The 14,624-nt window shown below is 49.0% G+C and carries 6 protein-coding genes; 5 read left to right on the forward strand and 1 reads right to left on the reverse strand.

Going from position 1 to position 14,624, the window contains the following annotated elements; translation table 11 throughout:
• Positions 1 to 78 precede the first annotated feature (78 nt).
• The 5 genes from B5Y40_RS11445 (at position 79) to B5Y40_RS11465 (ending at position 12,712) form a co-directional block, all read left to right on the forward strand.
• The gene (locus B5Y40_RS11445; protein WP_079686784.1) at positions 79 to 1,122 is read left to right on the forward strand and encodes a glycoside hydrolase family 43 protein; all 1,044 of its coding nucleotides are present in this window, start codon (positions 79 to 81) and stop codon (positions 1,120 to 1,122) included.
• A 98-nt stretch (positions 1,123 to 1,220) separates the two neighbouring features.
• Positions 1,221 to 5,414: a hybrid sensor histidine kinase/response regulator transcription factor gene (locus tag B5Y40_RS11450; RefSeq protein WP_079686785.1), complete on the forward strand. Its 4,194-nt coding sequence runs from the start codon at positions 1,221 to 1,223 to the stop codon at positions 5,412 to 5,414.
• Between the two features lie 327 nt (positions 5,415 to 5,741).
• Entirely contained in the window at positions 5,742 to 8,840 is a 3,099-nt protein-coding gene (locus B5Y40_RS11455) for a SusC/RagA family TonB-linked outer membrane protein (protein ID WP_079687178.1), read from the forward strand.
• 26 nt (positions 8,841 to 8,866) lie between these two features.
• Positions 8,867 to 10,816, forward strand: coding sequence for a RagB/SusD family nutrient uptake outer membrane protein (locus tag B5Y40_RS11460; protein WP_245840520.1), 1,950 nt, complete (start codon positions 8,867 to 8,869; stop codon positions 10,814 to 10,816).
• A gap of 237 nt (positions 10,817 to 11,053) precedes the next feature.
• Positions 11,054 to 12,712 (forward strand): glycoside hydrolase family 43 protein, encoded by a 1,659-nt coding sequence (locus B5Y40_RS11465; RefSeq protein WP_245840540.1) that lies wholly within the window; start codon positions 11,054 to 11,056, stop codon positions 12,710 to 12,712.
• 322 nt (positions 12,713 to 13,034) lie between these two features.
• On the opposite strand, the gene B5Y40_RS11470 is transcribed toward B5Y40_RS11465, so the two are convergent.
• On the reverse strand, positions 13,035 to 14,531 hold the full coding sequence (locus B5Y40_RS11470; RefSeq protein WP_079686787.1) for a GAF domain-containing protein: 1,497 nt from the start codon (positions 14,529 to 14,531) through the stop codon (positions 13,035 to 13,037).
• Positions 14,532 to 14,624 lie beyond the last annotated feature (93 nt).

Here is a 14,624-nt window from a genome sequence, read left to right on the forward strand (position 1 = left end):
TAATGACTATAATAACCGAAGGCTTATGTAAGTCAACAGGATGACAATTCGCAACTAGAGACAATTAACCCAAAGTATATGAAAAAGACAGTATGGCTCGCAATGCTTTTTGCCGCTCCAATCGCCACTACCACGGCCCAAAAGTTTGCAGGACAACCGTTGGTTGATCACATCTATACGGCTGATCCATCGGCGCACGTATTCAACGGCAGAATTTATATCTATCCCTCACATGATGTCGAAAGCAGCACACCTGAAGACGATCAAGGCAGTCACTTCGATATGAAGGACTATCACATCATATCGCTGGACAAGATCGGGGGAAAGGTTACCGACCATGGTGTCGCCCTGGATATAAAAGATATTCCCTGGGTGGGTCGTCAGCTTTGGGCTCCTGATGCAGCATACGCCAACAATACTTACTACCTGTACTTTCCGGCAAAAGACAAAAATGATGTCTTCCGCATTGGTGTTGCTACCAGTAAAAAACCGGAAGGGCCGTTTGTCGTCGAGCGCCAGCCGATTGCCGGCAGCTATAGTATCGACCCGGCTGTATTCGGTGATGATGATGGTTCGTTTTACATGTACTTTGGCGGGATCTGGGGAGGACAGCTTCAACGCTGGGACAACAACACTTACAATCCCGATGGGCAGCTACATGCACCTGATGAGCAAGCTGTTATGCCCCGTGTGGTAAAGCTTTCCAAAGATATGAAGAGCTTCGCGGAGGAAGCGAAGGAAGTTAAACTGGTCGACCAGGACGGCAAGGTGTTTTTAGAGAAGCAAAACGATAAACGTTTTTTCGAAGCCTCGTGGGTACACAAATACAACGGCAAGTACTATTTCTCCTATTCAACCGGGGACACCCATAACATCTGCTATGCTGTCGGTGACTCTCCGTATGGACCCTTCACCTATAAAGGGATTATACTCAATCCCGTAAAGGGATGGACCAACCATCACTCTATTGTGATGTTCAAAGGCAAGTGGTATCTCTTCTACCACGATACCCAGCTTTCAGGCAAAACACATCTTCGTAACGTCAAAGTTGCTGAACTCAGGCACAATTCAGATGGCACCATACAAACGATCAGCGCCCATCAGGAAGAACCCGTAAAATGAGGCTTCTAAAGTTTTGATGATTTGCATAGGTGAGTATTTCTCGATGAACTCACTAAAGTATAGAACTTGGATTTGATATAGTATAAAATCGCGCCCTGATGGCCAGCGACATGAATCGAGTTTGGAGAGAAAGCAGCGTTCAGAGTACAACATTCTTTTGGAAAAGTATGGGGATCGGCAGCGGGCTGAGCATTCGAAGCCTGCTGATTGCCATACTCATTTTCTGGCGTTGTTACGTGCCAGGATATGGGCAGTCTTCTGTGTTTATCCCGGTTGCACCGGAGGCAATTTCAAACTCATTTGTCCGTTGCTTTTTTAAGGATAGCAGGGGCTTCATGTGGCTGGGCCTGGCAGACGGATTGATTCGCTATGATGGAACGAGCGTATACCGGTATGAGCATAACCCCGATGAGAAGACCAGCCTTTGCCATAACAACATAAACGTTATCCTGGAAGATGCAAAACAAAGACTTTGGATTGGAACACCTTCCGGGCTTTGCATCTATGATCCTCAAAAAGATCATTTCATCGACGTAGACTCGCTCCCGGGAAATAAAAACCACCTCAACAATCGCTTCATTACGGCGTTGTCGCAGGATCCTCAGGGGCGGCTATGGATTGGAACTTATGGTGGCGGTGTGAATGTATATGATGCTGAAAATCATTGCTTTACATATCTTATAGATCCCGCAGTCGGCAAGTTTTCATCCCCCGCCAATTACGTGAACTGCCTGCTGAGTATCGATGATCAAATGTGGTGTGGGACCAAAGGCGGGTTAAGACTTTTCCATGCAACAAAAACAGCGCTTATGCCGCTGACACTGGCAGGCAGCGGTTTGCCTGCCAGGCAAATTTCGCAGCTCCTAACTGATAAGGCTGGCAACCTGTGGATGTCAAGCGTAAATGGTGAAATCTTCAAACTCGTTCCGGCCAACGGATATTATACCGTGAACCTGATTGTTTCCGGCGAGCAAATGTTTGGAGCAAGCTGGAATAACATCCTGACCTTGAGTATGGATCAAAAGGGTGACCTATGGATCGGGGGGGAGAACTCAGGACTCAATCACCTGGACGCCAGGTCAGGTCGCATAACCCGGTATTTAGCTCATGAAGGGAGCCTTAAAGACTTGCCAACCAACTCCATACGATCGGTTTACGTAGACCGTGAAGGACTTACCTGGATCGGAACTTTCAACCGCGGCGCATACCTGCTGGACCGACATGCCCGTAAGTTCGATTACTTTTACTATGGCGCCTATAAGCCCATCGACCTGACTGGCAAGAACGTGAAGAGTTTTGCTGAAGATCACAAGGGAAACATATGGATTGCTTTTGACGGACTGGGAATAGCCAGGCTTCACGCTAAAACACATGCGCTGGAAGACTGGCGTGGTCTCAACAGCCGCCTTGCCAACAAGTTTCTCAACGCCCTTATCGTTGACAGACATGGTAATCTCTGGATTGGTACGGGAGGGCAGGGGGTATACCGCTACAACCTGAACTCGCAAAAGCTTGACAACTACGCAGTGAAATCCGGAGGCTTCGGAGACAACAAAGCGTACTGCCTCTACCAGGATCGCAGCGGCACCATCTGGGCCGGTTCAGGGGGCAGTGGACTTTTCTATTTCGACGAAAAAGCTCAAAGTTTTCTGTCTTTGAGTGAAGATACAAAGCCCCACTACATCACGCGTACATCCTATGTAAGCAGCATGGCGGAAGACGCCGATGGAACTTTCTGGGTAGGCACGATGTACGGCCTGTATGCTCTCGAAAAAAAGGGCGATCATACCTATTCCTACCAATGGTTCCTTCAAAGTGATCGCAAGGGCAGCATCAGCAGCAGTGGCATCCAGGCGCTGTATGAAGACCGGAAAAAAAACTTGTGGGTTGCCACCACTGACAACGGGTTGAATGTTAAAGCGCAAGGCTCTGCAGAATTTAGAAGCTTCCGCAAAAAAGAAGGACTGCCCAGCAATACCATGCGGGCAATCATTTCCGATGCCACAGGCAATTTATGGATTAGCTCCAACAATGGACTGTCCCTGTTTGATCCACTCACGGGTGCCTTCATTAATTACTCGCGCAAAGATGGACTTGCTTCAAATGACTTTTATCCGGGCGCCTGCCTTCGCAGTAGTACGGGGCAAGTCTTCTTTGGTTCCAACAATGGATTCAACGCATTCTATCCCGACAGCATACGCCGTAAGCCGGGCAAGCCAACCGTGTATTTAGCAGACCTGAAAGTGAACAATCAGTCCGTGGCCATTGGCCAGCCGGGGTCCCCCCTGGAGAAGCATATCAGCCTGACTTCGAAAATTGACTTGTCCTACGATCAGCGTTCCTTTGTAATAGATTTTGTTGCCATTCAATTTGGTCCCTCTTCCAGACAGAACTATGCCTATAAGCTTGAGGGCTTTGACAAAGACTGGAATTATGCCGGTGCCAGCCACCAGGCTACCTATACCAACATCGACCCCGGCCATTATGTGTTTTTAGCCAAGGCCTCTGAGGGGGATGGCACCTGGCGGGAGGCGCCAACACGGCTCGAGATTACCATCTACCAGGCACCGTGGAAAACCTGGTGGGCCTTCAGTATCTATGTGCTGGTAGCCGCCTCGTTGTTTTTTTTCGCCTCCAAAATCAGGGTGGAGCGGGTGAACATGGAAAATCAACTGGCCCTGGAGCGGCTGGCTCGTGAGCGTGAACATGAACTCAATGAGTCCAAGACGCAATTCTTCACCAACATTTCACATGAATTCAGAACGCCGCTCAGTTTGATTCTCATGCCCCTGGAGTCTCTGATGAGCGGCCAGCATGTGCCCTCCGCTGTGAAGGAGCGCATTGAGACGGCTTACAAGAATGCCGACAAAATGATGCGATTGGTAAATGAGCTGATGGATTTTAACAAAATTGAAAGCGGAAGTTTAAAACTAAACCCGCGACACGGAGAACTGGTAGCCTTCATCATGAGCGTAGTATCGTTGTTTAATGATGTTGCAAGTAAAAGGAAGATCGCCTTTACGGTCACCGCTGAGCTAGCCTCATTGCGGGGCTGGTTTGACCGTGACAAACTTGAAAGAATGCTGGTCAATGTCCTGTCTAATGCCTTCAAATTTACCCCGGACGGCGGGCAGATTGCCGTCACCCTGCGGGCTTCACAAATGTTGATTCCACCGGGGATGGTATCGCGATGTCTGGAGCTCATAATTCAGGACAATGGGATTGGGATTTCTTCTGAGGAGATCTCCCGGATCTTTGACAAATTTTACCAGGCAAAGTCTGCCACTCAGGTCACCAACCCCGGCACGGGTATCGGACTCTCACTGACCAAAGCACTCGTTGAATTGCACCTCGGCACAATCAGTGCTGAGAGTACTCCAGGCAAAGAAACCAGGTTCACTATCGTCCTTCCAATAGATTCAAAAGCCTATGGTATAGAAGCTGTCATGGATACGCCCGGGGAAGTGGTCTGCACCCCCGCAGAGCTGTCTCCCAGGGGTTACTACACCGGAAACGAGCCGGCGGTAAACAAGGAGCGCTGCCAGGTATTGCTCGTGGAAGACAATGTAGAACTGCGGGAATATATCGGCGCGGAACTCAGCCATGAATATACCGTGTGGCAGGCCGACAACGGCCAGCATGGATTACACATAGCCCTGGAGAAAAGCCCGGACTTGATTATCAGTGATATCCTCATGGCCGAGAAAACGGGGATTGAACTCTGTAAAGAGATAAAAGGTGATATCAAAACCAGTCATATCCCATTCATCTTGCTCACGGCGAAGGCCAGCGTAGAAGACCAGATCACGGGCATAGAATCCGGTGCCGACGCATATATTACCAAACCCTTCAGTGTGCGTTTTTTAATGACCCATGTGCGCAGCCTTATTGAATCCCGTCAAAAACTGTATTCACATTTCAGCCAGGATGTCTATTTGCTGCCATCAAAAATGGCTACCAACGGGATCGACCAGGCATTCCTTCAGCGTGCCGTTGACTATATCATCGACCATATCCAGGATGCCCAACTCGGGGTCGATTCTATCGCCGAGCTTTTCAATTTAAGCCGTGTACAGGTGTATCGGAAAATCAAAGCCCTGACCGGTAAAACTGCGGTAGAATTCATACGGATGGTGCGTCTCAAGCAGGCTCTTAAACTGATGGAGACCAAGCAGTATACACTCTCTGAAATTGCCTATCAAACCGGCTTTAATTCCGCCTCTTATTTCACGCGCAGCTTCAAGGATGAGTATGGAAAAGCGCCCTCGGAATACCTGGACATGGCAAGCTGATATTTGACTTCAGGCAGCAAGCCCGGCAAAGCACTTCGACCTTTTATCCAACCATTAAGTAAATCATTTTCGTTATCACTCCCGCGCCTTTGCTGACCAAAAAGGCGCCTTTTTGTGTAGTAACGCACTTTTTTCGCCAGCGATTTAAAAATGCAAGAGAATGTTCAATTCGTGAAAGGCCTTTGGCGGGCCAATACAGCACATTAGTGCAACCGTTTGCGTTGGCGTGGGGTAGCCCGTCCACTTGTAGACGGGTGCGCTTATAATGAAACCAAATTCCAAAAAGATAGGCGTGTGTCCGACAAAAAAAATCCAAACCCAAATTCTATGAAAAGAGGACTTTTACGATTCGTGTATGTATGGCGATGCTCCTGGTGTCTCCACATTGTTTTTCTGCTGTCGCTCATCAGTGTGACGGCAAATGCCCAGACTACAGTCCGTGGTCGCATCGTCGATGAAACCGGAACCAGCCTTCCCGGTGTGAACGTTATTATCAAGGGGACGAGCTCGGGCACTACCAGCGATGGAGATGGAGGTTACTCCATACAAGTGCCAGACCAGGACGCAGTTTTAGTGTTTTCCTTCATTGGGTATACAGCCACTGAAGAAACGGTCGGAAACCGGGCCGTGATTGACGTAACACTTTCGCCCAACATTCAGTCGCTCTCGGAGGTTGTTGTTGTGGGATATGGCACGCAGCGACAGGAGGCTGTGACCGGGTCGGTCGTGTCGATGAGTGGGAACACACTTCGCGACATGCCGTCTCCGAATATTTCGCAGGCTTTGCAGGGAAGGGCAGTAGGCGTTGACATCTCTCAGACGTCCTCCAAGCCTGGCACAGCGATGCAAATTCGTGTCCGCGGTACGCGGTCTTTGCTTGCCAGTAACGACCCGCTGCTCGTTGTTGACGGTATTCCCTTTGCCGGTTCTATTAACGATATCGATCCGAACAGCATAAAGAGCATCGACATTCTGAAAGATGCTTCGGCAACCGCTATTTATGGCTCCCGGGGTGCCAACGGTGTGTTGCTCATCACGACCAACCGTGGAACCAAGGGACAGAAAGCCCAGGTTTCCTATAACGGCTACCACGGTGTGAAAACCGTGTTTGCAAAATATCCTATGATGAACGGGCCGGAGTTTGCTGCCCTGCGTGCGACCAGCGCCCAGAAATTCAACAACACCCTGGATGAATCCAATGATGTCAACACCGATTGGCAGGATATGATCTACAAAAACGCGATGGTCACCAGCCACGATGTGGGCATGTCCGGCGGAACCGAGAAGGGCACATACTATTTCGGTGCCGGTTATTTTCGTGATGAGGCCGTTGTGCCGTTACAGAATTTTACGCGCTATTCCATGCGCTTTTCCCTGGACCAGGAAATCAACAAGTATATCCGGATCGGCATCAACTCCAATTCCAACTATTCCATTACAAATGGGGACAACGTGCCTGCCGTCAGCATGGCTTTGGGCCGCTCACCGATTGCCAATCCCTACAACGCAGACGGTACCATGAAGGAGATTATACAAGAGTCAACCACAGGAGCGCAATGGGTGCCTTCACGCGGAAGATTTGAAAGTCTCGGCGACAAGTATGTTGACAAGACAAAGGCCTATGGCACGTACAATACCGTATATACCGAAATAGGAATTCCTGGCGTAGAGGGACTCAAATATCGCCTTAACCTTGGCCTGAGCATGCGACAGAGCAACTATGGCAATTATACAGGCGAGGGAGTATTCAGCGGTGTTCCCACCACACCCTCAACGGCGGCCATTAGCAGCACGCTGATGACCAACTGGGCGGCGGAGAACCTGCTCACCTATGATCGCAGCTTCGGCAAACACGACCTGAACGCTGTGTTGCTATACTCTGCGCAGCAGGAAACCTCCAACACCTCCCGGGTAACAGCGCGGGATATTCCCGCCGATCAGTTCCAATTCTATAACCTGGGCCGCGCCGATGGCGTGATCACCGTGAATCCTGCAGACCAGAGCTACACCCAGTGGGGCCTGCTCTCTTACATGGGAAGGGTTATGTATTCCTATGACGATCGCTACATGCTCAGCGCAACCTTCCGTTCCGATGGCTCATCACGGCTTGCCTCCGGACATAAGTGGCATACGTATCCGGCAATTTCTGTGGGATGGAATATCTCCCGGGAGAGCTTTATGACCGATATCAGTCAGCTGAATCTGCTCAAGCTCAGAGTTGGGTACGGGCAAACCTCGAATCAATCGGTAAGCCCCTACCAGACACTTGGCTTGCTGAGTACCAGGCCCTATAATTTCGGAGATGACACATACTCAACCGGCTTTACCGTCTCTCAATTGCCCAATGCCGAACTGGGTTGGGAATACTCTCAGACATTCAACTACGGGTTAGACTTTAAGGCCTTTGACAACCGGTTATCGGGTACTGTAGAGTACTATGTTCAGGATACAAAGGACGTTCTCCTGCCGGTAGGTCTGCCCTCGACCTCTGGGGTGAGCAGCATCACGGCAAACATGGGCCAGACCCAGAACAAGGGTATTGAAATCACACTTAACGGAACCATCATTGATAATCTGAACGGCTGGTCGTGGGATCTGGGCTTCAACCTGTATGCCAACCGCAATGAGCTTGTATCCCTGGCATCCGGGCAACTCCGGGATGAAGGTAACTGGTGGTTCGTAGGACATCCCATTGATGTGATCTATGACTATGAGAAAATTGGACTCTGGCAGGAAGGCGACCAGCACCTTGGCATCCTCGAACCCGGCTCAGCCAGCAAGCCCGGTATGATCAAGGTGAAGTACACCGGAGAATACAATGCCGACGGCACTCCTGTGCGGGCTATTAATGCCCAGGACCGTCAGATCATCAACATCCAGCCGAACTTCCAGGGAGGCTTCAATACACGTGTTGCCTATAAGGGGATTGATTTGAGTATTGTGGGGACTTTCAAAAACGGAGGTATCCTCAATAGCACCTTATACGGCTCTGCCGGTTATCTCAACAATTTGAATTCAAGGGCCGGAAACAACGTGCGCGTGGACTACTGGACTCCTGAGAACACAGACGCCAAGTATCCTGCACCGGGTGGCGTGGGGGGTGACAACCCCAAATATGGAAGCACCTTGGGTTACTTCGACGCATCGTATTTGAAGATCCGCACCATTACCCTTGGCTACAACGTGCCCAGACAAGTGCTGGCAAAAGCCGGTATTTCGAATCTGCGCGTATATGTAGCCGCTCAAAATCCATTTGTGATGTTCTCGCCCTACCACGATGAGTCCGGTATGGATCCGGAAACGAATTCTTACGGGAATGAGAACGCGGCCGTGCCTTATTCGTCCAACCTCAGACGAATCCTGACGGTGGGTACGAATACACCTTCAACCCGTAATTACTTGCTAGGTCTCAATTTGACATTCTAAACACATTAACCATGAAATGTATACCTATGATCTTTGTTAGAGGAGCAGCACTGATGATGGCTCTTTTAGTAGGATGTACCGATATTTTGAACGAAAAGCCCCGGGCGATCTATACACCAGAGTACTTCAAAACTGAAAACGGCGTCTACGGTGGCCTTACGGGAATGTATGCCCATTTGCGCTACATCTTTGGGAACGCATACTTTTACAATTCTACCCTTACAGGCACCGATGAAGCCACCTGGGGTGCGAGTGGCGCAGGAAGCGGCTTCCAGATTTTTGACCTCTCGGGTGCATCGCCCATTACCCCTTCCAATAGCGATGCCAGTAACCTGTGGTCAAATGCATTTCCCAACATCAATACTGCCAACGGTGTGATTGAAAATGCCACCCCGGTAGGGATCTCGGAAGCCCTGATTTCAGAGGCCAGGTTTTTCCGGGCATTCGACTACTTCATGCTGGTGCAGACTTTTGGCGGTGTGCCCCTTGACCTGGGCGCTGGTGAATTGAAGTTTAACACTTCCGTGTCGCGGACATCTGTACGCAATACCGTTCCGGAAGTATATACCAGAGCTATCTTTCCAGACTTGCGTCTGGCGGTCGACAATTTGCCGGTGACGGCCCGGGTAAAGGGTGCTGTAACCAAGACTACTGCACGTCTTTTTCTGGCCAAAGCATACCTGACATATGGATGGTGGCTGGAAAACCCCAATAGCATTCCTACCTTTCCTGAGGCCGAGCGTATTGACCCCGATGGACACAATGCCCAATGGTATTTTCAACAAGCTTATGACGTGGCAACAGCAGCAATCAATGATCCCGGACCCTATGGTTTGATGGATACCTACTACGACGTTAACCTGGGAGAAAATGATCGTAACAAAGAGATGCTACTGTATGCAGACCACACCGAGACAAGTGAACTCTACAATGGATCAAGCCTGACGTATGGAAGTGGTGGTGATGCTGATAATTTTGCTGTCTGGATGTTGACATGGGCCTATCCAAACATCACCGCCTCGAAAACAGATTGGAGTGCGCCTCAGACTGTGAATCCGGTGCAGCGTGAAGCTGCGCAAGGCCTTGGACGTCCCTGGGTACGGATGGCACCGCCACACGGTATATTTAAAAATACCTTTGCCGATAAGACCAATGATTCACGCTATGATGGAACCTTCGCCACCGTATACCGAGGTAACTGGCCGAAGGCCGGTGTTGCCAACGCGTTTTTGTATAACGCAAACAATATGCAGGTTACCCCCGGAGAGCCGATCCTGACGTTTCTGGATGAAGATCCTGCTACTGCCGTTGACTATTCCAATGCCGTTTACAAGAGCAGCGTTGGAGCGGGTGTACTGCCCGGAAGAGCTGACTACGTGGTGGCACCCAGCGGCGTCAGCCGCTTGATCTATCCCGGCCTGTGGAAACTGGGCACATATCGTACGGACAACGGCACGGGCCTGGGACAGCCCAACGCTGCCAGCACCAGGCCCTTTAATATTACCAAGTTCTCGGAGTTTTATTTCATTGCCGCAGAAGCCGTCGTAAAAGGAGCGGCCGCCACAGCGGGGCAAAGTGCTTACGATCTGATCAACGTGATCCGCGCCCGTGCCGGCAAGTGGCGTTGGGACAACAATGGCAATGTAGCCAAAGTAGAGGATAACAGTGCTGCGATGGTAGCCGCTACTCCTGCAATAATTGACATCGATTATATACTGGCCGAACGCTCACGCGAATATTTCGGGGAAGGCTATCGCTGGTATGACCTGACTCGTACGCAAAAATGGCAAGATGTGGCCGCCTCCTATACGATCTGCGGACCTGGCGTAGGCGATCATACGCCGACAACCGTCACACGGAACATTGAAAAGTATCATTACCTGCGGCCCATTCCCCAAAGTCAGTTGGACAATATGAACATGACGCAGGACCAAAAGGATGCATATCAAAACCCCGGGTATAGAACCACGGACTAGGTTGGAATCGAAAAGAACTGGTCTTTGAGATGTTGACTCTTGCATGGTTAGGGTTACCCGCCCCGAGCGATGTGACCCTAACTTTTTTGTAATCGCCTCTCAATGAAAATAGCCGGAGCAACACAAGGCCATAACCGTAAAGTTGCCGGTATGACCTTCAAAAATACATGAATAATAATATAATAAACTACTGATTATAAGATATATAATACAACTATGATGAAGTGGAAATTCTTTATGATTACCGTAGCAGCGTTATGCCTGTACGCAGGGAAAGGTGCCACGCAATCCACTACCGTGACCAATCCCGTGCTGGCCGGTTTCTATCCTGACCCCAGTGTAGTAAAGGTAGGCTCGGATTATTATCTGATCAATTCCACGTTCGCCTATTTCCCGGGCATCCCCGTCTTTCACAGCAATGACTTAAAAAACTGGAAGCAAGTAGGAAACGTCATTAACAGACCCTCCCAAATGAACTTCATGGGCCATCGTATGACCCGAGGTTTATTTGCACCGGCAATAGAACATCATAACGGTATATATTACGTTACCTGTACGCTGATCGATCGGGGAGGGAACTTTGTGGTTACTGCAAAAGATCCAGCCGGTCCCTGGAGCGACCCGGTCTGGCTGCCGGAGGTTCGGGGTATAGACCCTTCACTATACTTTGATGCGGGCAAAGCCTACGTTGTTTACAATAGCGATGCCCCTGATAACAAGCCGCTGTATCCTGGTCATCGGACCTTAAGGATGTACGCATTTGACTATGTTAACCTCAAGGTCACCGGGGAAGAAAAAATTCTTGTCAACGGCGGGGTGGATATCAGCAAAAAGCCGGTGTGGATAGAAGGACCTCATTTCATAAAAAGAAATGGCTGGTATTACCTGTATGCGGCCGAAGGTGGGACCTCGGTCAACCACTCCGAGGTGGTGTTGCGCAGCAGGTCTATGGAGGGACCTTTCATTCCCTATGAAGGTAATCCCATACTCACCCAGCGCCATCTGCCGGCAGATCGCAAGCATCCCATTACCTCTGCAGGACATGCACAATTTGTAGAAGGCCCGGACGGCAATACCTACGTGATCTTCCTCGCTGTGCGCCCTTATGCCGGTGACTTTTACAATACGGGAAGAGAAACTTTTTTGGCTCCGGTCTCCTGGAAAAACGACTGGCCCGTGGTTGACCTGCGAGGCGAGGAAATTGCTTACTATTATACGGCAAACTATAAGGAGGTACCGCAAGAAGGTGCCCGCCCACAGAGTGGTAATTTTGAATACGAGATACGCTTCGATAAGGAGCTTGATCCGTCCATGCTGTTTTTGAGAACCTGTGACAGCAGCCGATTTAGCCTGGACAAGGCACGGGGCCTTACCCTGAAACTCTCCCCGGAAACATGCATGGGCACAGGCCATCCGACCTTCATCGGCAAGCGACAGCAACATCTGTATTGCCAGGCCGAAACAGAGCTCAGCTTTGCTACAACGGCGGACCATGAAAAAGCAGGGCTGATAATTTTTCAGGATGAAAAACATTTTTACTATATATGTCAATCAGCCGACCAGGGCAAGCCGGTGATCCAGCTCTTCAAAAGCAACCCGGAAGCAGAACGTATGGAGCTCCTCACGCAGGCACTGCTTGCTCCGGGGGTGAAGCCCGTGCGCCTGCGCATACAAGCCAGTGGTGATTACTATGATTTTTACTATACTTCAAAGCCTGATCGATGGAGCTTGTTACAGGGCAATCTCGACGCAACGTTCCTCAGTACGCGGGTTGCCGGCGGATTCATAGGATGTGTTTTTGGTTTATATGCTACCGCTTCAGAGAAAAACACAACCAGTCAGGCTTCCTTCAAATACCTGCGTTACCGTGGCGATGACCCGATGTACAAAAAGTGATATATACTTTATAGCCATTTCATCCGCTGATTATTATCGAAGAGAAGGGAAATCCACTGAACAGTGCTCTGTCAAGCCAGGGCAACTATTGATGTTTCATACTTTAAACCTTTTGTTGAATTTATGAAAGCCAGCTATAGATGCGCGTTGATTTTCGTGCCTCCAGTGTTTCCAGAAAACTGGCATATAGTATACGCTGGTTTTCTGGAAAGGAAGCTATATCCAAATAACATTCAAGTATATATTATCCTCCGTTCCTATACCTGTATGACAGGCGTATAAGGTATAGGGTAGTATATATAGCTTGGGCCAGTCCGATTCGTTATGCCAGAACGCTGGCTGCGTGAAGTTGTGATTTTAAAGACTCAATTTGGCTGGTATACTGCGATAGCAGGAGGTCTGACTTCTCGGTCATGCGCACTGCAAAAATACAGGCGGCAATGCTTTCGCAGGCTTTATTGATAAATTCAAGTTCGAACTCTTCAAAACGGTTGAACGAAGCTAATTCAAGAACGCCATAGACCACGTTGTTCATTTTGATAGGGGCAATGTAGACGCAGCGGGGAAGAGCATCACCCAGGCCAGAAGAGATTTGTACATAGTCCTCGGGTACGTGTGTCAGCAATATCGGTTCGCGCTCATACCAGCACTGACCCACAAGTCCCTCGCGCTTTGTTATAGTCATATTTATATAACGATTTCTACTCCAGGCGTAGCACGACACTAAACTCAAATATTCATCATCCATGTTTTGCTCAACAGGGACTGCAAACAGGCACGCCTGGTTTGACCGGGTATACTTTACTATATATTTCACAACGCTGTTGCCAAGTTCTTTGATGTCGCGTTGATTTTGGATCAATGTTAAAAGCTTTGCCAAACCCGATACACTCCATTCCCGCTTTTCGTTAACAAGTTTCGAATGATTCAGGTGGTCTCTCATTTTGATAAGGTTTCCGGCCAGATTGCTTTGGTTCAGGGAATGATTCGTGTCATCGAGGGATTCCCATTCTACGGCGTAACTTCCGGCAGATATACTGGAAATAAACGTATTGGCTTTCCTGAAATTTTGAATAGAATGTTCGATCACGTGATCGATGTCGTTCGCATCTAAAGGGGAGCCGCTATCAAATATATACTGGCGGTTCTGTTGGTCGAGGTTATGAAGGAGCGCGGCGAGTTGTTTTTCGTCTCGCCCCAGTCGTGTTATGATATAGATCATGGTCGGTACACCAACAATCAATAGCACAAGCACTATGAGTCTATTGTCGCCAACGGCGGCTAAATACCGGTCTTCTGCTTCCTTATTAAGTGTATCTTCATAGGAGAACAAGGGCTCCCGGAAGGCCATATATTTCTTCCAGAGATCAAACCCGCGATCTTCATTTAAAATTGAAATGAATCTCTTCATGCTATCCTGGCGTGCCATCTCGATCATTTCGTTTGAGAACAACAGATAATCTTCAACAGCAGCTTTCATTTCATATAAACTCGACGTGTCATAGCGCTGGGCGACAAATTGCCGCTCCAAACCAAGAAATACCGAGTCTTTATATATTGACGATATTCTTAATGGTTCAGAAAGTTTGTCGTTTTTTGTTAGTCCATAGCCGCGAACGGCCAGGTCCGCGCCATGAACGATATCTGCAATGATGCGTTCGGTACTTTGTTTTATTTGGTCTGTCTGCTGCCGTAGCGCGTTGTTCTCTACAATGGTGTCGCCATTTAAGAAGGTTAATATACAATTGACGACAAGCAATGCTGTCAATAAGACCAGGAGCACCTTGATCAGATTTTTTTTCAGATTAATTCGCTGCATGAGAGTTTTCAATGTTAAGCTATAGACATACTAATAGACGCTGCAAACATGGAAACGCTCAGGAGTAAAACAAAAAAGTGCCGGGATACAAAA

The sequence above is a fragment of the Ohtaekwangia koreensis genome (genome assembly GCF_900167975.1).
Lineage (GTDB): Bacteria > Bacteroidota > Bacteroidia > Cytophagales > Cyclobacteriaceae > Ohtaekwangia > Ohtaekwangia koreensis.